Origin of the sequence: Dactylosporangium sp. NPDC051484 (genome assembly GCF_040689395.1) — a bacterium.
Lineage (GTDB): Bacteria > Actinomycetota > Actinomycetes > Mycobacteriales > Micromonosporaceae > Dactylosporangium.
Genome location: NZ_JBFAZX010000005.1, coordinates 348279 through 369475, shown reverse-complemented (window position 1 = coordinate 369475; position 21197 = coordinate 348279). Strand labels below are relative to the sequence as shown.

Here is a 21197-nt window from a genome sequence, read left to right as displayed (position 1 = left end):
GAGGCGTCAGCATGGCCGGTAGAAGAGCCCTGATCCTGGTCGAGAACCTTTCGGTGCCGTTCGACCGGCGGGTGTGGCAGGAGAGCCTCGCGCTGCGCGACGCCGGTTGGGAGGTCGACGTCATCTGCCCGCAGGGCGCGAAGCGTGACACCGAGCCCTACGCCGAGATCGACTCGATCAGGATCCATCGGTATCCGCTCGAGGCGGCGACCGGCGGCCCGCTGGGCTACGCCAAGGAGTACTCCGCGGCGCTGCGGCACACGCTGCGGCTGGCCAAGAAGGTCGGCCCGGTCGACGTCGTGCACGCCTGCAACCCGCCGGACATCCTGTACATCGTGGCCAAGCGGCTGCGCAAGCACGGCACCCGGTTCATCTTCGACCAGCACGACCTGGTGCCGGAGCTGTACCTGTCCCGCTTCAACCGCGGCAAGGACCTGCTCTACCGGGCCGTGCTGCGGGCCGAGCGGGCCACCTATGAGGCCGCCGACGTGGTCATCGCGACCAACGAGAGTTATCGCCAGGCCGCGCTGACCCGCGGCGGCAAGCGCCCGGAGGACGTGTTCGTCGTGCGCAGCGCGCCCGTCGTCGAGCGCTTCCACCACGTGCCGCCGGACGAGTCCATCAAGCGCGGCAAGCCCTATCTGCTGTGCTACCTCGGCGTGATGGGGCCGCAGGACGGCGTCGACTACGCGCTGCGGGCCCTGGCGAAGCTGCGCGACGAGGTCGGGCGCACCGACTGGCACGCGGCGTTCGTTGGCGCCGGCGACACGTTCGAGCAGATGCGGGAGCTGGCGGTGCGGCTCGGGCTCGGCGAGTCGGTCACGTTCACCGGCCGCATCCCGGACGAAGACCTGTTGCGGTACCTCTCCACCGCCGACGTCTGCCTGTCGCCGGACCCGCTGAACCCGCTCAACGACGTGTCCACCATGAACAAGATCATGGAGTACATGGCGATGGCCAAGCCGATCGTCTCGTTCGAGCTGCGCGAGGCGCGGGTCTCGGCGGGCGATGCGGCGCTCTACGCGTCCGCCAACGACGAGTCGGAGTTCGCGAAGCTGGTCTCGTACCTGCTCGACAACCCGGACGAGCGCAGGCGCATGGGCGAGCTGGGCAAGCAGCGTGTGAGCGGCCCGCTGTCGTGGGAGAACTCGAAGGTCGCGCTCATCGCCGCCTACGAGGCCGCCTACGCCAAGAGCGCCGGCGACCGGGCGGCGTCAATCCCCGCTCAGCGCGGGGGTGCGGGTGCTGGCGTCACTGCCCCAGGCGCTGTCGTCTCGACGCAGCCGGCTCACGGCACGATCGAGGAATAGCACGCTCAGGTAGGCGGTGGCGTCCACGGGGCTGACGGTGCGGCGGCGGACGAGCCGCACCAGGGAGCCCAGGCTGGGCGAGGCGCTGGAGCCACCGGAGCCATCAGGGCCGACTCTGAGCGCGGCGAGTTGCCGGTTGCCGCGCCGGACGCGGACCCGCCGGTCGAGGTGCGCGCCGACGGTGCGGGCCGGGCGTACCACCGACCGCGCCTCGGCGACCACCGCGCGCTCGTGCGGTGCGAAGCTGGCGTGCACCCAGCCGTCGTCGGAGATCACGTCCGGCATCGGGAAGACCCGCGCGTGGCCGGCCTCGGTGAGCACGTAGACGCCGGCGCCGGCCAGCGCGCGCAACGGCGCCATCATCCGGTCGTGCACCCGGTGCACGCGCCCGATGAGCCGCCCGACCCGCGCCAGGTCGAGCTCGGGCACGGGGGAGCAGGCCAGCACGCCGGGGCGCGCGCACGCCGCGACGAGCGCGCGCACGGACGCGGCGGTGAGCTCCACGTCGGCGTCGAGGTAGACGCGCGGGAAGGTCAGGCACGCCTCGTCACCGAGGCGCAGCGCCGGCACCTTACCGGGGATCGGCGACTCGATCACCCGGACGCCCGTAACGGCGGCGGCCACCTCGGCGGTGCGATCGGTGCAGGCGTTGGGAACCACGATGACGTCGAACTCGCCGGGCGCGGTGCCCTCCAGCAGCCGGGCGAGGTTCCTTCCGATCACGGAGGCCTCGTTGTGCGCCGGAATGACGATGCTGACCAGGGGCGCCTTCACCGAACCACCTCTCGTAGGCCGACGCACAGGATAGCGGCCCTGCGAACCGCCGGACGCGGATCGGCGAAGCGGGCCAAAGCGTTGACGGATAACCGATCAACCTATTGGTTAGCCGGTCGGCGGCCGGGTACGTTCGGGCTTCTATGAGAGCCTTTCTCGCCGTCTCCACCGCACCGCAAGCAGCCGAACGTCTGCGCCGCCCGGTCGAGGCGGCGTTGGCCTGCCTCGCCGACGACGACGTCTCCGTCGCCCGGGTCGACGAGGCACCCGACGGCTGGGTGGCCTTCACCGACGCCGACGACACCGACCTGCCGGGGCCGCCCGGGGGCGCCTTCACCGTCGTGCTGAGCCGCATGTTGCGCACCCGCGACACCGACCTGTCCACCGCCGACCTCGTCGCCATGCTCGACGGCGGGCCGGGGCTCACCGAGGTGCTGCCGCCGTTCGCGGCCGCGCACCGTGAGCGCCCGGGCGGGCCGATCACGGTCGCCAACGACTGGCTCGGGTTCCGCCAGCTCTTCTGGTGGAGGGGCGAGGGCGTGGCCGCGGTCTCCACCAGCGCCCGCGCGCTGGCGGCGCTGTCCGGCGCAGGCCTCGACCGAGACGGGCTCGGCACCCAGGCGATGATGGGCTGGCAGATCCACGACCAGACCATCTTCGAGGGCGTCCGCGCCTTCCCGCCGGCCACGATCGCCACCCTTGAGGGCGGGGCGCTGCGGCTGCGGCAATACGCGGAACCCGTGAGCCAGGACGGCCCGGCGCCGGCGCTGGAAGACGCGGTCGCCGAGATGGCCGACATCCTGGTCCGCTGGCAGAGCGGCTACCTGGAGGCGCACCCGGAGTCGGTGCTGCAGCTCACCGGTGGCCACGACTCGCGGATCCTGCTCGGCGCCACCCCGCAGAAGCAGCGCCAGGGCATGCGGGCGCTCACCCTGGGCGCCGAAACCAGCCCCGACGTGGTGATCGCGGCCCGGCTGGCCCGTCGGTACGGGATCCGCCACGAGGTGTACCGGCTCGACGAGCACGCACCGCCCAGCCCCGAGCACGCCCACGCGCTGTCGCTCGTCGCCGCGAAGGGCCTGGAGTGCCTGGGCAGCCCGATGGCGCTGGCCCCGCTGCTGACCGTCGAGGCGCGCCTCGACCAGGGCCACCGCCTCTCCGGCCTCGGCGGCGAGGTGGCCCGCGGCTTCTACTACGCAGGGCAGCCCGTCGGCGCGCAGACCGCCCCCGCGCTGGTGGACCGGCTGGCGCGCTGGCGGCTGTTCAGCAACGAGTCGGTGGAGGCGGCGGCACTCGACCGCGATTTCCACGCCGCGGCTCAGGAGCACACCCACAAGACCCTCGCCGAGCTGTTCCCGGCCGGGGACTGGCTGCGCGCCACCGACCAGTTCTACCTGTACCACCGCATGCACCGCTGGTCGGCCGCGCACGGCACATTCGCCGGCGTCCGGCGGCACTTCGTCAACCCCATGTTCGACCGGCGCTTCATCGAGCTGGCGCTCGCCGTGGCGCCGGCCGACAAGCGCGACTCGCTGCTGCTGGGCCGGCTGATGAGCCGCCTCGACCCGGAGCTGGCCCGCATCCCGCTCGACACCGGCCTGGTCCCCGCCCGGCTCGGCCGCCGCAGCGTGGCGACCCGGATGACGGTCGCCGCGGCCACCGCCCGCAAGGCGGCCGGCAAGGTGCGCCAGCGGCTCACCAACGCCCGCAAGCCGCAGCTCGGCGCGGCGGAGGTGAGCGCACTGGTGCTGGCGCACTGGCGCGCGGAGCCGTCGGCCTGCGCCGCGCTGTATGACAGCCCCGTGGTGGACCGGCAGTGGCTGGACGGGCTGCTCAAGGGCGAGCACGGCGCCGCGGCGACCACGGTGGCCTTCCTGGTGAACCTGATCGTCGTGGCGGACGAGAGGAAGTAGCGCCCCGGAAACGACGAACGCCCGGCCGCATCCCGGCCGGGCGTTCGCATGTCTGGCTTCGGCTCAGCCGGGCTGCTCGGCCGTGCTGCGCGGGCCGCCGAGGCCGACGACCTGCGCCAGCCGCCGGCTGCGGCGGGCGATCACGAGCTGCTGGCGGTCGATGTACCACTTGCGCACCGCGGCCCTGGCCCGGCGGCGCTGTTCCGGGCTGAGGCCCGGCACCTCGCTGAGATACCGCAGCATCTCGCGGCCCTGCAGGGTGGTCGCCGCGCGGGCCGTCCAGGCGGGCACGCCGAGACGCCGGACCAGCTCCGGGCGCTTCTCGTCGCGGTATCCGCGCTTGTACAGCGGCTCGTTGACGTGCCCCCACGGCCCGGCCAGCGCCATCTTCGTGGCGAAGACCTGGTCCTCGCGCAGCATGTTGCGCCGGGGGATCGGGGCGATCGCCTCGCGCCGCATCAGCGCGTAGAGGGGGTCGATGACCAGGTAGCTGTCGTTGAGCAGGCGCAGCATCTCGGTGAGCCGCTCGATCGGGTCGTCGGAGCGCAGCGCCTCGCCGTGGTACTCGCCGGTGCGCACCACCCCGTCGTCGCCGTGGAACTCGGCGCCGGTGGTGACGAGCGCCAGCCGGTCGTCGCCGGCGACGACCTCCAGGCAGCGGGAGATGTAGTTCGGCGCAAGCCAGTCGTCGTCGCCGATCCAGCGGAAGAACGTGCCGCGGGCCCGCCCCATCGCCGCGACGAAGTTGTTCATCAGGCCGATGTTCTCGGGGTTGCGGTGATAGACGACCCGGGGGTCCTCCGCGGCGAGCGCGCGGCAGACCTCCTCGGTGTTGTCCGTCGACGCGTTGTCGGAGATGACCAGCTCGAGGTTCTCGTGGTCCTGGGCCAGGACCGAGCGCGTCACCTCCAGCAGCCGTGACGCGCCGTTGCGCACCGGCAGGCCGACGGACACGAGCACGTCATGCAGCGGCGACATGCGCCTCCTCCCGGCGGTCTGTGCCAGGCCCCGGCGAGGTGCCGGGTGCCGGTTGCGAGTCTGTGGTTACGTCGGGGGTGCTCACGTGACTCCAAACGGATGTGCGTGGGAGCTGGGGGCCTAGTTCTCCGGCTTGACCGGGGTGCCGTCCTCCCAGGTGTTGTTGCTCCAGACGTTGCCGGTGCCGTTGGTGTTGAAGCCGCTGACCGGGCCGTAGCCGCCGCACTTGCGGTTGGTGCCGATCTGGAACACGTTGTTGATGATGTGGACGTTGTTGGCGCGCGGGTAGGGCTTGGAGGTCGTGTCGCCGGCGTACAGGCAGTAGGACGAAGCCGTGTTGGCGCCCAGGAAGTTGCTGTCGGCGATCACGTCGGAGATGACCGCGAAGTCGCCGAAGAGGTTCAGGTCGCCGGTGCAGCCCTCGCCGACCGAGGTGACCGGCGCGTCGCAGACGATGGTGTTGTGCTTGATGCGGATGTTGCGACCGCCGTTGGACAGGAAGCCGCCCAGGTGCCAGTTCCCGTCGCTGGGGATGCGCTGGCCGTGCAGCCACGAGTCCTGCACCGTGCACGACAGCGCGTGCTCGCCGCACTGGACGCTGGTCTGGCCGCCGTGGATGTTGCTGCGCACGATGGTCATGTTGCCGTAGCTCACGGCCGCGTTCTGCCGTAGTCCAGCATCGACCTCGGAGTCGGCGAGCGTGAGGAACCACCCGCGCGAATCGGACAGGTCGGTGTCCACGAGGACCCCACCGTTGATCTTGCTGCGTTTGACGGTGACGTTCGCGGCCTTGACGTTGAGGTCGCAGTTGATCGTCTTCGCGTCGATCACCGTGCCGGCCTTGGTGATGGTGCAGGGCCCGGTGTAGGTGGTCAGCTGCGTGCCGCTGGGCACGCCGGTGTTGCCGGGGCCGGGCCAGGCGCCGCCGATGCGCGGGCTGGCCGCGGCCTCGGTGGAGTTCCCGGCGCTGGCGCCGGCCGAGGCCGGCTTCGATCCGGACGCCGAAGCGGACGCGGACGCGGATGTGGACGCGGATGTGGACGAGGAGGCGGACGCGGACGCGATGGCGCCGGGCATCAGTGCGCTGCCGGGGGCCTGAGTAGTGGTCGCGGAGGCGTCACCGCTCGCGGCGGTCGGGCGCGGCTGGCGCACCCAGTCGGCCACGTACACCGTGGTGAGGGCGATGCCCACGACGAGCGCGGCGATCAGCCAGATGCGCGGCCGGCGCAACTCCCGGGCGAGGGAGCCTCGTGGCGGCGATCCGATCGGCGGCCGTCCCGTCGGCGCGGCGGTGAGCTCACTGGTGGCCCAGCTCCCGGTTCGGGGCTCGTTCGCACCCGTGGGGCCGCGGCGCGGCGGCCTGATGCCCGGTGGGCCCGTTGGGATGGTCTGTTCGCCGGTGGCCGCCCAGCCTTCGGTTCGGTCGTCATACGCGTCCGGGGGCTCGCTCCGTCGCGGCCGCGCGGGTGGGACGGACGGCTCATCATGTGGCCAGCCTTCGGGCCGGTCCCCCGAAAAGGGCCGGTCCGGCGGGCGAATCGCGGGCATCTTGCTCCTTCCTCCCGTTGGGCATTGAAGGTTGATCCCTGGCGAATGTCGACATCGCCGTCATCGATCCGACCCGGCGCACCTCCCTCTTTCGGTGAGCGCCGTCGTGACGTTACGCGAGCGCGGGCGAACGCGGCAACCGGTGTACGGAAACAGCGGAAACCCCGCCGGTCCGGGGCCGGACGGCATTTCAGTGGATATTCCGGATCAATTCCGAACCATCCCCGTGTACGGCTTCGGCCCTCGCCGGCGGGTAGAAGATCACCCCGTCAGTGTCCGTCCATGTCCGTCCAGGTGACGGCGATGTCGGCGTTTCTGCGGAGAACACTACTTCGAAGAACGCGCGGACGACGGTGGTCTCGCCGAACTGGGCAACGGCAGCGCCGCCCGCGAGTCGCCGCATGGTGGCGTCCGCCGACACATGTGGATCTGTCACATTGCTGACGCTGAAGGCCCCGCATTCCTGGCACTGCTGCGAGGAATGCGGGGCCTTGTCGGCGCTTGGCCGTTATGCGACGAGGATTTCGGCGGTGACGCCGAGATCCGCCAGGGATTTGGCGATTTCTTCCCTGTACGCCGGGTTGGTGATGACGACCGCTTTCGGCTGCAGCGAGGTCAGCGTCGACGGCGGGTCGACCCGGTGGCCGGTGACCGGCAGGAATCGGCCCCACTTGCGCGGGTTGAGGTCCACCACGCCGGCCAGCGCCAGCTCCCGGTCGGCGAGGGTCAGGAACTGCACGCCCCGCGAGCCCGCGCCCCACAGCACCGGGCGGGCGCCCTCGGCGTCGAGCCGGGCGATCGTGTCCCGCCACTTCTGCCGCTCGGCGTGGTGGCGTTCGGCGAAGCCGGCGATCGCGGCGAGCTGCTTGTCCCGCGCGCGCAGCGAGGGCAGCTCGCCGGTGTGCGCGACGTGGCCGCCGGCGCGCGGCCGGTTGGCCGAGACCTCGATGTACCGGAACATGCCGGAGAACAGGGTGCCGGTCGACTCCACCGTCCAGCCCGCGCGGCCGAAGATGCTGGCCAGCGAGTAGGCGTCGAAGTACGACACGTGCGGGTAGATGACCTCCCACCCGGCGGTGGCGAGGTCGTAGACGGCGTCGGGCACCTCGACGTAGCCGAACACCTCGCGCCCCTTCGCCTGCTCGCGCAGGTCGACGAGGAACTCGTAGGGGTCGTCGATGTGCTCGAACCAGTGCCGGGAGGTGAAGAAGTCGTACTTCGGCAGGCCGCCGCCGCGCGGGGCGAACCCGCAGTGGAACGTGGCGTCGCCCTGCTCGCCCTCCTCGCCGGCGTACATGGCGTCGTAGCCGACCCCCCGCGCGCCGCTGGCATGGGTGAGCTCGCGCAGGAACTCGCCCTGCCCGCAGCCGATGTCCAGCACCAGCTTGCCGCTCAGGTCGTACCGCTCGTTGAGGCTGCGCACCAGCTCCGCCGAGAACTTCTGGAACGCGGGGGAGAAGTGCAGGTTGGTGTCCATCGTGGTGTCGTAGACGAGCTTGTCCGCCTCGAACGCGATGTTGCGCACGTAGGCGCAGCGCGGGCAGGCGGCCAGCAGCATCCGGCCGACCGGTGAGGCCACCGCGTCGCCGTGCGCCTCCCAGTGCACGCCGCACAGCACCGGGATCTCGCCCAGGTCGGCGAACGGGACGAGCCGGTCCTCGCCGCAGGAATCGCAGACGCGGTGCTGGAGGCGCTCGGCCTGGACTTCGGTCGGCGCGGTCACGCGTTCGTCCAGCGCAGGTTGTTGTCGAGCTTGCCCGCCGCGATCAGCGCCTTGATCCGCTTGATCCGCTGGTGGGTCTCGCTGGCGAACTGCTCGATGGTCAGCCCGTGCCGCTGGTAGGCCTCGATGAGCTGCTCGACGCCGAGCTTGACGTTCCACTTCGGCTGGAACTCGGGGATCTCGCGCTCGATGAGGTCGCACGTCACGCGATAGTTGCGCAGGTCCGCGCCGGCGCCCTCGGCGAAGGTGGGCTCGCTGCCAGGCACGACCTCGGCGACCAGGTTGGCCACGTCGCGGATGAGGTAGTTCTCGCTGGTGCGCCCGATGTTGTACGCCTTGGCGTGCACCCGGCCGCGGTCGACCTCCATGAGCGCCAGGAACGCCGTCGAGATGTCCTCGATGTGGATGAGCGGCCGCCACGCCATGCCGTCGGACAGCAGCACCACCTTGCCGGTCAGCAGCGCGTGCGCGGCGAAGTCGTTGACCACCAGGTCGCCGCGCAGGCGCGGGGAGAACCCGTACGCCGTGGAGTTGCGCAGGAAGACCGGCGAGAAGTCGTCGTCGGCCAGTTCCAGCAGGCCCTGCTCGGAGAGGATCTTCGACTCGCCGTACGGCGTCACCGGCTGGAAGCCGGCCGTCTCGTCCAGCGGGGTGTCGTCCTCGCCCTTGCCGTACAGCGAGCACGACGACGAGAACAGGAAGCGCTCCACGCCCGCGGCCTTGGCCGCGCGGGCCAGCCGCAGCGTCGAGCGGTGGTTGACGTCGTACGTCAGGTCGGGGTTGAGGTTGCCCAGCGGGTCGTTGCACAGCGCGGCGAGATGGATCACCGCGTCGAAGCCGGTCACGTGCTGCGGCTCCACGTCACGCAGGTCGACGCGGAGCGTCTTGACCTCCTCGGGCGCCGGACCGAGCACGCAGTCCGCGAACAGCCCGGTGTCGAGGCCGACGACCTCGTGCCCGGCTTCGGTGAGTAACGGCACCAGGACGCTGCCGATGTATCCGTCGTGGCCCGTGACGAGTACGCGCATGAGCTAGCTCCCGAAGGCTTGAGCGGGCAGTGTGTGATTCTAGAAGCCGTGGAAAACGGCCCCCGTGGTCTGTCGGACTTTTTACTATGTCGTTTACCGCCGTGTGGCCTGGACGGCTAGGTTCTTTGGCGGCCGGCTCGGGATTCAGAGAAACTGTTCTAAGCTTGCGCGTCTCCGACACTGGTCGGCCACCGGCCAGCAGCCTAGCGCCAACGACTATGAGGGGGAACGCATGTCCGCAGTCTCGTGCCGGCTGTGTGGAGCTGATCTTACCGAGACCTTCGTCGACCTGGGGATGTCCCCGCTCTGCGAGAGCTACGTCCCGGCCGATAAGGTAGACGCGGCAGAGACGTTCTACCCGCTGCACGTGCGTATCTGCTCCGACTGCCTCATGGTGCAGCTTCCGGCATATGTCGCGGGCGAGGACATCTTCTCCGATTACCTCTACTTCTCCTCCTACTCGACGTCGTGGGTCGAGCATGCCCGCCGCTACGCGGTCGCGATGACACAGAAGCTCGGCCTAACGGCCGACAGTCTGGTCGCCGAGGTGGCCAGTAATGACGGGTACCTTCTGCAGCACTTTGTGGCCGCGGGTATTCCGGTCATCGGCGTCGAGCCGGCCGGAAATGTCGCGGCGGTCGCGCGGGAAAAGGGCGTCCGGACGGAGGTCTGCTTTCTCGGGCCGGAAACAGGGGCGGCCGTCGCAGAACAATACGGACGCGCGGATCTCGTGGCCGCGAACAACGTCTACGCGCATATTCCGGACATCATCGGCTTCTCGCAGGGCCTCGCCAACCTCGTCAAGCCCGACGGCCTGGTGACCCTGGAGTTCCCGCACCTGCTGCGCCTGATCGAGCGGCGGCAGTACGACACCATCTACCACGAGCACTACCAGTACCTCTCGCTGCTGACCGCCTCGCGGGCGCTGGCCAAGGGCGGGCTCGCCGTCGTCGACGTCGAGGAGTTGTCCACGCACGGCGGCTCACTGCGGGTCCACGCCAAGCACACCGAGTTTGCCGGCGAGCCGTCGCTGGCCGTCAAGACGTTGCTGGAGACCGAGGCCGCGGCGGGCCTGCACACGCTTGAGGGCCACATGGGCTTCGCGAACGAGGTCTTCACCATCAAGCGGGACCTGCTGACGTTCCTCATGCAGGCGCGCGCCGAGGGCAAGCGGGTCGTCGGATACGGCGCCCCGGGCAAGGGCAACACACTGCTCAACCACTGCGGCATCCGTGAGGACCTGCTCGAATACACGGTCGACCGCTCGCCGCACAAGCAGGGCATGTTTCTGCCGGGCACGCACATCCCGATCTACGAGCCGGAGCGCATCGCTGCCGACCGGCCCGACTATGTCCTGGTCCTGCCGTGGAACCTGCGCACCGAGATCAGCGCGCAGCTGTCTTACGTCAAGGACTGGGGCGGCAAGCTGGTGTACCCGATCCCGGTCCTCGAGGTAGAGGGGTAATCCCGCACATGAAGGTCGTTCTGTTCTGTGGTGGCCTCGGCATGCGCATGCGTGAGGGGGCGAACAACGCGCCGAAGCCGATGGCGATGATCGGCGACCGGCCGCTGCTGTGGCACGTCATGCGCTACTACGCACACTTCGGACACACCGACTTCATCCTGGCCCTGGGCTACGGCGCGGCCGTCGTCAAGGACTACTTCCTGCACTACGACGAGACGCTGTCGAACGACTTCACGCTCACCGGCGGCGACCGCGACGTCCAGCTGTTCTCCACGGACATCACCGGCTGGAACATCACCTTCATCGACACCGGTCTCAAGGCCACCATCGGCGAGCGGCTCATGCGTGTGCGTAAATACGTCGAGGGCGAGCCGATGTTCCTGGCCAACTACGCCGACACGCTCACCGACGCCCCGCTGCCGGAGATGGTGGAGCGGTTCCGCAACTCGGAGGCGACCGTGAGCATGCTCGCGGTACCGCCCGTATCCACCCATCACGTGGTGGAGATGGACGCCGATGGCGCGGTCTCCCGGGTGCGCGACTTCCGCGAGCTCATGACGTGGGAGAACGGCGGATACTTCATCCTGCGCCCGGGCGTCTTCGACGTGCTGCGGGAGGGCGAGGACATGGTGCCGCACGCCTTCGACCGGCTCATCCCGCAGCGGCGGCTGATGGCGCAGCAGTACGACGGCTTCTGGCGCGCGGTCGACACCTTCAAGGACCGCGCGGAGATGGAGGAGGCGTACAACAGCGGCAACTGCCCGTGGATGCTCTGGGACGCCGTGCGGGGACCCGTCTCGTGATCGGCTTCTCCCTGGCCGGCGTGCGGTCGGTCGTCGCCCTGGGCGCCCACCCGGACGACATCGAGATCGCGACCGGCGGCCTGCTGCTCTGCCTGCCCGAGGGCGTCACCGTCGACTACGTGCTGGCTACCGGCGTGCCGAACCGGCAGGCGGAGGCCCGCGCGGCGGCCTCGGCCTTCCTGTCCCACGCCGGCTCGCTCACGTTCCACCTGAACAGCCTGCCCGACGGCCGGTTGCCCGCGCACTGGAACGCCACGAAGGAGATCGTCGAGGCCGCCGCGCGCATCGGCACGGCGGACCTGGTCCTGGCCCCGTCAACCGACGACGCCCACCAGGACCACCGCCTGCTGGGCTCGCTGGCCTCGACGGCCTTCCGCAACTCCCTGGTGCTGCACTATGAGATCCCGAAGTGGGACGGCGACCTCTCCCGGCGCAACCTCTACGTCCCGCTGACCCCGGACCAGGGCCGCCGCAAGGTGGCACTGCTGCACGAGCACTTCCCGTCGCAGAAGGCGCGCGACTGGTGGGACGACGAGGTGTTCCTGGGCCTGGCGCGCCTGCGGGGGATGGAGTGCCGCGCCCACTACGCCGAGGCGTACACGGTCACGAAGTCGGTCGTCACCTTCTGATCCCACCCGGCACGGCCCGGCCCGCCCCAGTGCGCCGGGCCGTGCGCTTGTCACACGGTGTGGTGTCCCGCGCGTGGTCTTCGACCGCGCGCGGGACTGGCGCCGGTCAGCGGGTGCCGTTGGCGGCGTCCGCGGTCACCTTGCCGTTCTTCGGTGCGGCGGCGGACAGCTCCTGGTTGAGCTCGGCCAGACGGTCCTCGGCAGAGGCGCCCTGGGCCGTCAGCTCCGTCTCGGACGTGGCGACCTTGCTCGTGAGCTCCGTCTCCTGATCCCGCAGGCGCTGCAGCTGGGCGGTGAGCTCGGCCTCCTGCTCGCGCAGCTCGGCGACGCGGCGCTCGGCCTCGGCGGATTCCTTCAGGCGCTCGTGCAGCGCGGCCTCCTGAGACTGGGCCTCGGCCAGCCTCGCCTCTACCTCGGTGAGGCGCTTCGTGGCCCTGTCCGCCTTCGTCTTGGCCTCGCGCTCCGCCTTGGCGGCGGCCTTCGTGGCGGCCTCAGCCTTCGCGGCGGCCTCAGCGGCGGCCTTCTCGGCGGCGGCGCCGGCGTCGGCCGTCACGGCGTCGAGTGCCACCGTCCGCTCGGTGGCCGACTCGGCCTCGGACTCGAGCGCCTCGACCCGGGCCTTCAGCGCTTCGGCCTCGGCGGCGGCCGCGCGCAGCTGCTCGGCCTCGGCCTCAAGGGCCTCGACCCGGGTCTTCAGCGCCTCGGACTTGGCGGCGGCCGTGCGCAGCTGCTCGGCTTCGGACTTGAAGGCCTCGGCGCGGGTCTTCAGCGCCCGCCCCTCGGCCGTGGCCGCCGCGCGGATCTTCTCGGTCTCCGCGACGGCCGTGCGCAGCTGCTCGGCCTCGGACTCGAAGGCCTCGACGCGGGTCCTCAGCGCCTCCGCCTCGGCCGTGGCCGCCGCGCGGATCTTGTCGGTCTCCGCGGCGGCCGCCAGGCGGGCCCTCTCGCGCTCGGCCACGGCCACGGCGCGGGCACCGGCGGCCTCGGTCGTGGCGGCGGCGCGGACGCCTTCGGCCTCAATGGCCGCGGCGGCGCGCAGGTCGTCGGCCGCGGAGGCCGCGGCCGCGCGGACGCGTTCGGCCTCGGTGGCCGCGGCGGCGCGCAGGTCGTCGGCCGCGGAAGCCGCGGCCGCGCGCAGGTCGTCGGCCGCGCCGGCGGCGGTGGCCAGCTGCTTCTCGGTCTCGGCCTTCGTGGCCTCGCGGAGGCGGTCGGCCTCGGTGGAGGCGGCGGCCCGCTGCTCGGCGAGCTCCGCGTCATGGGCCGAGCGCAGGTCGCGCAGCTCCTGCTCCAGCGTGGCGCGGTGCGCGGCGAGCCGGGCGTCCGCCTCCTGCTTGGCCGCTTTGGTCTCCGCATCGAGCTTGAGACTGGCCTGCTCCGCGGCTTCAGCGGCGGCCCACTCGGCCTGGGCGGTCAGGTCGTCCGCGGCCTCCTGGGCCTGGCGGGCGACGGTCGCGGCCTGCTGCTGGGCCTGCGCCGCGACGGCGTCGGCGGCCTCCCGCGCCTTGGCGGCGACCGTCGCGGCGGCCTGCTGTGCCTGCGCGGCGAGCGCGTCGGCCTCGTGCTTGGCCTGGGCCTTGAGCGTGGCGGCCTGCTCCTGGGCCTGCGCGACGATCGCGGCGGCGTGCGACTTGGCGCCGGCGGTCTCCCGCTCGGCGGCGGAGCGCAGGGAGTGGACATGCTGCTCGGCCTCGGCGCGTTCGTTCGCGGCGTGCTGCTCGGCCGCGGTGCGCACCCCGTGGGCGTGCCGCTCGGCCTCGGCGCGGGCCCGCTCGAGCTGGGCGGTGGTGGTCTGGGTGACGCGCTGGGCCTCGCCGTGCGCGGCGGCGACGAGGCGCTCGGCCTCATCCCGGGCCTGGGTGCCGCGCTCCTCGATCGCGCGTGACTCGGCGTCCAGCTCGGAGCGGCGCCGGCTCACGGCGCGCTCCTCCTCGGCGCGACGGGCGTTCAGGGCCAGCTCGAAGTCCTCGCTGGCCTTGGTGGCGCGGTTGCGGGCCTCGGCGAGCAGGCGCTCGGCCTCGCCGCGCAGGTCGGCGATCTCCTGCGCGGCGCTGGAGCGGATGTCGGCGGCCTGATCCTCGGCGAGGCCGAGGATCACTTCGACGCGCGGGCCGAGGTGGCGGAACGAGACGACCTCGTTCTGGGTGGGCACGTTGCGGCGCTGCTCGGCGAGCTCCGACTGCAGGTCTTGGACCTGTGAGGTGAGGGCGTGAACCTGGCCCCACACCTCCTCGTTCTCGAGCCTCAGCGCGGCGATCTCGTTCTCGGACTGGGTCCAGTATTTGTCGACCTGATCCCGCCGGTAACCCCGGATCGCGGTCTCGAAGTCAGGTTCCGAGGACACTCCCGTGCCCGCGTTGAAGAGGTCGCGGCCGTCTGACATAACACCCATCCTCACACGCAACGTCCCGCCACACGCAATTACACACTGCGCATGGCGGGACGTGCGGTCGAACTCCCCGTGAATGACCCGAGAAGCGGCACGACCGCCGCGACCCGCACTGTCAGGCGGTGACTTTCTCGCCGTCGCCCGACTTGCCCTTCTTGGCGTCGCCGCCCTGCAGAGGTGCCGTGGGCATGATCCCGGCCAGGCCGGAGAGCATCTGCCCCAGCTGCGAGGTGACCGCGTCCTTCTGGCGCGTGAGGTCCTCGACCTCGCGCCGGGCCCGCTGGGTCGTCTCCTCCGCCTCGGTGCGGGCCTCGCTGAGCACCCGGTGAGCCTCGGCGCGGGCCTCGTTCACCGTCTTGTCGGCGAGGTTCTTCGATTTGTCGATCGTCTCGGCGGCCACGCGCTCGGACTCGACGCGGCGCGTCTCGGCGCGCTGCTCGATCTCCTTGGCCCGCTCCTCGGCCGCCCGGGCGCGCCCCTCGGCCTCGGTGACCAGCTTCTGGGTGGCGGCGACGGCGGAGGCGTGGCGCGCGGACTCCTCGCGCTCGGCCTTCTCCTGCCGCTCGGCGATCTCCACCGCGAGGGACTGCAGGTCCTTGTCGCGCTTGTCGCGCGCGTCGGTCAGCAGCTTGGTCGCCTCGGCGCGCTTCTCCTCGGCCTCGCGGGCGGCCTTGGCGCGCAGCTGGGTGATCTCCCGCTCGGCGGTGGCCCGCAGCGTCGCGACCTCGCGCTCGACGGTCGCCTTGAGCTCGGCGACCTCGTGCGCGGTGGCGGTGCGCAGCTGCTTGGTCTCGCGCTCCGCGTCGGCCCGCAGCGTGTCGGCCTCGCGCCGGGCCTGCACCCGGACCTCGGCGGCCTCACGCTCGGCGGCGGTGCGCAGGTTGCCGGCCTCGCGCTCGGCGGTCGCCTTCATGGCGGCGGACTCGGCGCGCGCCTTGTCGGTGATCTCGCGGGCCTCCAGCCGGGCCGCGGAGATGATGCCCTCGGAATCGCGCTTCGCCTCGCCCCGGTGGTCGTTGGCCTGCTCCTCGGCCAGGCGCAAGATCTGCTCGACCCGGGTGCCCAGGCCCGACAGCGTCGGCCGGTTGTTCTCTTCCAGCTGCTTGTTCGTGTCGCTGAGCTTCTGTTCCATCGTGCCCAGGCGCTGCTCGGCCTGGCGGACGCGCCGCTGGGACTCGGCGAGTCGGCCCTCGGCCTCTTCGCGGGCCTGATTGGCCTGCTGCAGCTGCGCGTTGATGCGCTGCAGCTTGCTGTCGACCTGCTGGCGGTCATAGCCGCGCAGGACGACGCTCAGCTCTTCGTGATCCGAGCCGTTTTGGAAGAAGTCAACCGAGGACTGCTGCTGGGGCATTGGCACATACTCGCAGACCACCCGGGGGCCTTCGCAAGGGTACGACGGCTAACTTCCGTGAGGCTTCCATGGTCAACTTCGGCGGGCTTGGACACGCCAGGTTTTGTCCTGCTTTATGGGCGTGTCGCATGGTCGCAGGGGTGGGTGAAATGGCCGCGCCGGGGAGGTCACCGCGCTGTGACCAGCCCCGGTGCGGGGTCGAGGACCGGCCCTACCGGTCGCGGAAACGGTTGATCGCCTGCTCGTGGCGGGCCCGCAGCCGCGGGTCGCGGACCCCGAGGCCCTCTGCGGGCGCCAGGCACAGCACGCCGACTTTGCCCTGGTGCAGGTTGCGGTGCACGTCATACGCCGCCTGCCCGGTCTGCTCGAGCGGGTACGAGCGCGACAGTGTCGGATGGATTCGCCCGCGGGCGATCAACCGGTTGGCCTCCCACGCCTCGCGGTAGTTCGCGAAGTGGCTGCCGACGATGCGCTTGAGGTTCATCCAGAGGTACCGATTGTCGTACTGATGCATGAACCCCGATGTCGAGGCGCACGTGACGATCGTGCCGCCGCGCTTGGCCACGAAGACGCTCGCCCCGAACGTCTCCCGCCCGGGGTGCTCGAACACGATGTCGGGGTCCTCACCGCCGGTCAGGGCGCGGATCTCGGCGCCGAAGCGGCGCCACTCGGCGGTGTCCTGGGTCTGTTCGTCCTTCCAGAAGTGATACGAGGACCGGTCGATGACGAACTCGGCGCCCGTGGCCCGGCACAGCTCGGCCTTCTGCGGGCTGGAGACCACGCAGACCGGCGTCGCGCCGCCGTTGAGCGCGAACTGCACCGCGTAGGAGCCCAGTCCGCCGGAGGCGCCCCAGATGAGTACGGTGTCGCCCTGCTTCATCCGCGCGCCGTGATGGGAGACGAGCTGCCGGTAGGCGGTCGAGTTGACCAGCCCGGGGCAGGCCGCCTCCTCCCACGACAGGTGCGCCGGCTTGGGCATCAGCTGGTTGGCCTTGACCAGCGCGAGTTCGGCCAGGCCGCCGTAGTTGGTCTCGAACCCCCAGATGCGCTGCTGGGGGTCGAGCATGGTGTCGTCGTGGCCCGCCGCGTCCTCCAGCTCCACGCTGAGGCAGTGCGCGACCACCTCGTCGCCCGGCTTCCACTTGCTCACCCCCGGGCCCACCCGCAGCACCACCCCGGCGGCGTCGGAGCCGACCACGTGATACGGCAGGTCGTGGCGCCGGCTCAGGGAGTTCAGCCTGCCGTAGCGCTGCAGGAACCCGAACGTCGAGACCGGCTCGAAGATCGAGGTCCAGACGGTGTTGTAGTTGACCGCGCTGCCCATCACGGCGATGAGCGCCTCGCCGGGCCCGACCTCGGGCGTGGGCACCTCCTGCACGTGCAGGGACTTGCGTGGGTCCTTCTCGCGCGTGGTGAGCCCGTCGAACATGCCGGCCTCTTCGGCCCGCACGACCATGCCCCGGTAGCTGGTGGGCACCGGCAGGTCCGCCACGGCGCGCAGCTCGGCGGCGGGGTCGGGTGTCCCTTCCGCCTGCATGATCGCGTCGAGGATGTGCTGCACCGTCGGCTCCTAACGTCCGAAAGGTTGTTGTGGCAGCGTCGCCGCGCAAGCGGGTGGACGGCCATGGGGTCGGCAACACATCTCGGCCCCTCGGACCCAATGTTACTGAACGGTAGCTAATCCCGGCACCGGTATGTGAAGAACTGCATCGGCCGGCTCAGGCGTCCGTGTGCGAACCTGCCCGATTCGGCTCGACCAGCTCCACGAGCACGCCTCCGGCGTCCTTCGGGTGCACGAAGTTGATGCGGGATCCGGCCGTGCCGGGGCGCGGCTCGTCGTACAGCAACCGCACCCCGCGCTCGCGCAGCGCGGCGCAGGCGGCATCCACGTCGGCGACCGTGTAGGCGAGCTGCTGCATGCCCGGCCCGCTGCGGTCCAGGAACTTGGCGATCGTCGAGGTGGGTGACAGCGGGGCGAGCAGCTGCAGGCACCCGCCCTCGGGGGTCGGGCCGACCGAGAGCATGGCCTCGCGCACGCCCTGCGCCTCGTTGACCTCCTCGTGCACGCAGCGCATGCCGAACACGCGGGCGTAGAAGGCGATGGCCTCGTCAAGGTCCGCCACTGCGATGCCGACGTGGTCGATCCGCTGGATCCCGATGGGTGACATTTCCAACTTCTGAACCGAGGTGTCCATGGCGATAGTCTGAACTTATCTAACGTTCAGGTCGCGAAGACGCGGTGTGAACCTTCTCTCGGAGGCCTCAAGGGATGACTCAGTCGGTGATCGTCAACGGCGCCCGCACGCCGATGGGGCGTCTGCTCGGCGCACTCAAGGAGTTTCCGGCCACCAAGCTGGGCGAGGTCGCCATCCGGGCGGCGCTCGAGCGCTCGGGCGTCGCGCCGGAGCAGGTGCAGTACGTGATCATGGGTCAGGTCCTGCAGGCCGGCGCCGGCCAGATGCCCGCCCGCCAGGCCGCCGTCGCCGCCGGGATCCCGATGAGCGTGCCCGCGCTCACGATCAACAAGGTGTGCCTGTCCGGTCTGGACGCCATCGCGCTGGCCGACCAGCTCATCCGGGCGGGCGAGTTCGACATCGTCGTGGCCGGGGGCATGGAGTCGATGACCAACGCGCCGCACCTGCTGATGGGGCAGCGCCAGGGATACAAGTACGGCGACGTGGTGATCAAGGACCACATGGCGCACGACGGGCTCAGCGACGTCTTCGACCAGGTGTCGATGGGCGAGTCGACCGAGCGGCACGTCGCCCGGCTCGGCATCACCCGCGAGGCGCAGGACGCGTTCGGCGCCGCCAGCCACCAGCGGGCCGCCGCCGCCCAGAAGAACGGCCACCTCGCGGAGGAGATCGTCCCGGTGGAGATCCCGCAGCGTAAAGGTGAGCCGCTGCTGGTGACCGACGACGAGCAGATCCGGCCGGAGACCACGGCGGAGAGCCTGGCCAAGCTGCGCCCGGCGTTCACCAAGGACGGCACCATCACCGCCGCGACCTCCTCGCCGATCTCCGACGGGGCCTGCGCCGTCGTGGTGATGAGCCGCGCCAAGGCCGAGGAGCTCGGGCTGACCTGGCTCGCCGAGATCGGCGCGCACGGTAACGTCGCGGGCCCGGACAACTCGCTGACCAGCCAGCCGGCCAACGCGATCAAGCACGCCCTGGGCCGGGCCGGGCTGAGCGCCGCCGACCTCGACCTGGTCGAGATCAACGAGGCGTTCGCCGCGGTCGGCGTGCAGTCCACCGCCGAGCTGGGCATCGACCCGGCGATCGTCAACGTCAACGGCGGCGCGATCGCGCTGGGCCACCCGATCGGGATGAGCGGCGCGCGCCTGGCCCTTACCCTCGCCCTCGAGCTGCGCCGGCGCGGCGGCGGCCTGGGCGCGGCGGCGCTGTGCGGCGGCGGCGGCCAGGGCGACGCGCTTCTGCTGCGCGTGCCCAAGCGGTGACGATCCGTCGCTCCCGCGACGTGCCGGCGCTGGTGGGGGCCGCCCGCGAGGGCGACCCCCGTGCCGTGGCCCGGCTCATCAGCCTGGTGGAGGACGGCGACGAGGTGCTGCCGCGGATCGCGGCGGCGCTCGCACCGCATACGGGAGAGGCCGCCGTCATCGGCCTGACCGGCTCGCCCGGCGTGGGCAAGTCGACCACCACCAACGAGCTCGTCCGCGCGTTCCGTGAGGCCGGCCGGCGCGTGGGCGTGCTCGCCGTGGACCCGTCCAGCCCGTTCACCGGCGGCGCCATCCTCGGCGACCGGGTCCGGATGCAGGACCACGCCACGGACCCTGGCGTGTACATCCGCTCGATGTCCAGCCGCGGCCACCTCGGCGGGCTGTCCGCGGCCACGCCCGCGGCCGCGCGGGTGCTGGAGGGCGCCGGCTGCGACCCGGTCGTGGTCGAGACCGTCGGCGTCGGGCAGGCCGAGGTCGAGATCGCCGGTCTCGCGGACACCACCGTGGTCCTGCTGGCGCCCGGCATGGGCGACGCGATCCAGGCGGCCAAGGCGGGTGTGCTGGAGATCGCCGACGTCTTCGTCGTGAACAAGGCCGACCGCGACGGCGCCGATGCGACGCACCGCGACATCCAGGGCATGATCGGCCTCGGCGACCGGGCCCCCGGGCAGTGGCGTCCCCGCGTCGTGCGCTGCGTCGCGCCGCGCGGCGAGGGCATCGACGAGCTCGTGGAGGCCATCGACGCGCACCGTGCGCACCTGCGCGACTCCGGTGAGCTGCGCGCCCGCCGCCAGCGGCGGGCCGAGGCCGAGGTCGAGGCGATCGCGCTGGGCACCCTGCGCGCGCGGATGAAGGACCTGCGCAGCGGCAGCACGCTGAGCGCCCTCGCCGAGGATGTCGCGGCCGGACGCACGGACCCCTATTCGGCGGCAGAGGCCCTGCTGGCCCAACTCGGCTAGGTCGGCACACGACCTGAGGTCCGCGCGCGACGTGCGCGCGATGGTGGGCCTGTCCGAGCGCGGACGCAACCGGCAGCGCCCGCGGCGACTCTCTCCTGGTGAGCGCCAGCGGTTGGCCGGCGCGGCTCGTTCGGACATGGAGGGTGTGCGGTGAAGACGCTGACGGTCGATGGGGTGACGGTCGCGTACGAGCGGGACCGTCCAGTCCTGCGCGATGTCTCGGTCGTGGTGTCGCCGGGTCAGATCCTGGCCGTCACCGGCCCCTCGGGGGCGGGCAAGACGACGCTGCTGTGGGCGATGGCGGGCCTGCTGCGCCCGGCCGCCGGCGTCGTCGCGGTGGACAGCACGCCGCTGCGCGACCGCGACCACGCCGTGGCCGAGCGGGTGGTGCTCATCCCGCAGGACAACGGCCTCGCCGCGATCCTCACGGCCCAGGAGAACATCCAGGTCGCCATGATCGCCGGCGGCGCCGCCCCGGCCGACGCGCGCCGCGCCACGGTCTCCTCGCTGGAGCGACTCGGTCTCGCCAGCCAGGCCGACCAGCTGGTGGAGGAGCTCTCCGGAGGCCAGCAGCAACGCGCGGCGATCGCGCGGGGCCTCGCGCTGCACGGCCACGTGCTGCTGGCCGATGAGGTGACGAGCGAGCTGGACGCCACCAACCGCCAGCGGGTCATGGAGCTGCTGCAGGAGGAGGCCCGCCGGGGCGCCGCGGTGGTGTTCGCGACGCATGACCCGGAGGCCGCCGCCGCGTGTGACCGGGAGCTGCATCTGTCCGACGGCGCCGCGCAGTTGGTCCGCGGCTGATCGTTGACGCGGGCGGCCTATGGCGCCTGAACGGAGGGTCCCCACCGTGGCGCCGCGCGAGTACGCTGC

Annotated in this window: 17 protein-coding genes; 8 read left to right on the top strand and 9 right to left on the bottom strand. The window is 71.4% G+C overall.

The features are described from left to right. Positions 1-11 precede the first annotated feature (11 nt). Positions 12-1310, top strand: a complete 1299-nt coding sequence (locus AB0367_RS12585) for a glycosyltransferase family 4 protein (RefSeq protein WP_366226358.1) — start codon at positions 12-14, stop codon at positions 1308-1310. Here AB0367_RS12585 and AB0367_RS12580 read toward each other — a convergent pair. Next, positions 1215-2084 (bottom strand): glycosyltransferase, encoded by an 870-nt coding sequence (locus AB0367_RS12580; RefSeq protein ID WP_366226357.1) that lies wholly within the window; start codon positions 2082-2084, stop codon positions 1215-1217. The two genes, AB0367_RS12585 and AB0367_RS12580, sit on opposite strands and share 96 nt — an antisense overlap. Positions 2085-2227: 143 nt before the next feature. On the opposite strand from AB0367_RS12580, the gene AB0367_RS12575 reads away from it, so the two are divergent. After that, the gene (locus AB0367_RS12575) at positions 2228-3997 is read left to right on the top strand and encodes a hypothetical protein (RefSeq protein ID WP_366226356.1); all 1770 of its coding nucleotides are present in this window, start codon (positions 2228-2230) and stop codon (positions 3995-3997) included. Between the two features lie 63 nt (positions 3998-4060). Here the strand turns inward: AB0367_RS12575 and AB0367_RS12570 are convergent, their stop codons facing one another. The 4 genes from AB0367_RS12570 to AB0367_RS12555 all read right to left on the bottom strand — a co-directional run bounded on the left by AB0367_RS12570 (position 4061) and on the right by AB0367_RS12555 (position 9274). Continuing rightward, positions 4061-4975 (bottom strand): glycosyltransferase family 2 protein, encoded by a 915-nt coding sequence (locus AB0367_RS12570; protein WP_366226355.1) that lies wholly within the window; start codon positions 4973-4975, stop codon positions 4061-4063. Between the two features lie 120 nt (positions 4976-5095). Continuing rightward, entirely contained in the window at positions 5096-6205 is a 1110-nt protein-coding gene (locus AB0367_RS12565; protein WP_366226354.1) for a hypothetical protein, read from the bottom strand. 826 nt (positions 6206-7031) lie between these two features. After that, positions 7032-8246 carry a methyltransferase domain-containing protein gene (locus AB0367_RS12560; RefSeq protein ID WP_366226353.1) on the bottom strand — a complete coding sequence of 405 codons (1215 nt, stop codon included), beginning with the start codon at positions 8244-8246 and terminating at the stop codon, positions 7032-7034. Continuing rightward, positions 8243-9274: an SDR family oxidoreductase gene (locus tag AB0367_RS12555; RefSeq protein WP_366226352.1), complete on the bottom strand. Its 1032-nt coding sequence runs from the start codon at positions 9272-9274 to the stop codon at positions 8243-8245. The genes AB0367_RS12560 and AB0367_RS12555 overlap by 4 nt, the downstream gene beginning before the upstream one ends. 232 nt (positions 9275-9506) lie before the next feature. Between AB0367_RS12555 and AB0367_RS12550 the strand changes: the two genes are divergently transcribed. The 3 genes from AB0367_RS12550 to AB0367_RS12540 are packed head-to-tail and all read left to right on the top strand — an operon-like array spanning position 9507 to position 12171. Beyond that, positions 9507-10739: a class I SAM-dependent methyltransferase gene (locus AB0367_RS12550; protein WP_366226351.1), complete on the top strand. Its 1233-nt coding sequence runs from the start codon at positions 9507-9509 to the stop codon at positions 10737-10739. An 8-nt stretch (positions 10740-10747) separates the two neighbouring features. After that, positions 10748-11542, top strand: a complete 795-nt coding sequence (locus tag AB0367_RS12545; protein ID WP_366226349.1) for a sugar phosphate nucleotidyltransferase — start codon at positions 10748-10750, stop codon at positions 11540-11542. Beyond that, positions 11539-12171, top strand: coding sequence for a PIG-L family deacetylase (locus tag AB0367_RS12540; protein ID WP_366226348.1), 633 nt, complete (start codon positions 11539-11541; stop codon positions 12169-12171). Before AB0367_RS12545 ends, AB0367_RS12540 begins: the two co-directional genes overlap by 4 nt. Before the next feature lie 106 nt (positions 12172-12277). Here the strand turns inward: AB0367_RS12540 and AB0367_RS12535 are convergent, their stop codons facing one another. From AB0367_RS12535 to mce, 4 genes are all read right to left on the bottom strand, one after another. Continuing rightward, positions 12278-14551, bottom strand: a complete 2274-nt coding sequence (locus AB0367_RS12535) for a hypothetical protein (protein WP_366226347.1) — start codon at positions 14549-14551, stop codon at positions 12278-12280. 121 nt (positions 14552-14672) lie between these two features. Beyond that, positions 14673-15908, bottom strand: coding sequence for a cell division protein DivIVA (locus AB0367_RS12530; protein ID WP_366226346.1), 1236 nt, complete (start codon positions 15906-15908; stop codon positions 14673-14675). A 211-nt stretch (positions 15909-16119) separates the two neighbouring features. Continuing rightward, positions 16120-17469, bottom strand: coding sequence for a crotonyl-CoA carboxylase/reductase (gene ccrA, locus AB0367_RS12525; protein ID WP_366226345.1), 1350 nt, complete (start codon positions 17467-17469; stop codon positions 16120-16122). Positions 17470-17626: 157 nt separating this feature from the next. Then, positions 17627-18103 carry a methylmalonyl-CoA epimerase gene (mce, locus tag AB0367_RS12520; protein ID WP_366226344.1) on the bottom strand — a complete coding sequence of 159 codons (477 nt, stop codon included), beginning with the start codon at positions 18101-18103 and terminating at the stop codon, positions 17627-17629. A 74-nt stretch (positions 18104-18177) separates the two neighbouring features. On the opposite strand from mce, the gene AB0367_RS12515 reads away from it, so the two are divergent. The 3 genes from AB0367_RS12515 to AB0367_RS12505 all read left to right on the top strand — a co-directional run bounded on the left by AB0367_RS12515 (position 18178) and on the right by AB0367_RS12505 (position 21128). Continuing rightward, on the top strand, positions 18178-19365 hold the full coding sequence (locus tag AB0367_RS12515) for an acetyl-CoA C-acetyltransferase (RefSeq protein ID WP_366226343.1): 1188 nt from the start codon (positions 18178-18180) through the stop codon (positions 19363-19365). Beyond that, positions 19362-20324, top strand: coding sequence for a methylmalonyl Co-A mutase-associated GTPase MeaB (gene meaB / locus AB0367_RS12510; RefSeq protein WP_366226342.1), 963 nt, complete (start codon positions 19362-19364; stop codon positions 20322-20324). Before AB0367_RS12515 ends, meaB begins: the two co-directional genes overlap by 4 nt. A 150-nt stretch (positions 20325-20474) precedes the next feature. Beyond that, complete coding sequence (locus AB0367_RS12505; protein WP_366226341.1) at positions 20475-21128, top strand: ATP-binding cassette domain-containing protein; 654 nt, start codon at positions 20475-20477, stop codon at positions 21126-21128. The last annotated feature ends 69 nt before the right edge of the window (positions 21129-21197 follow it).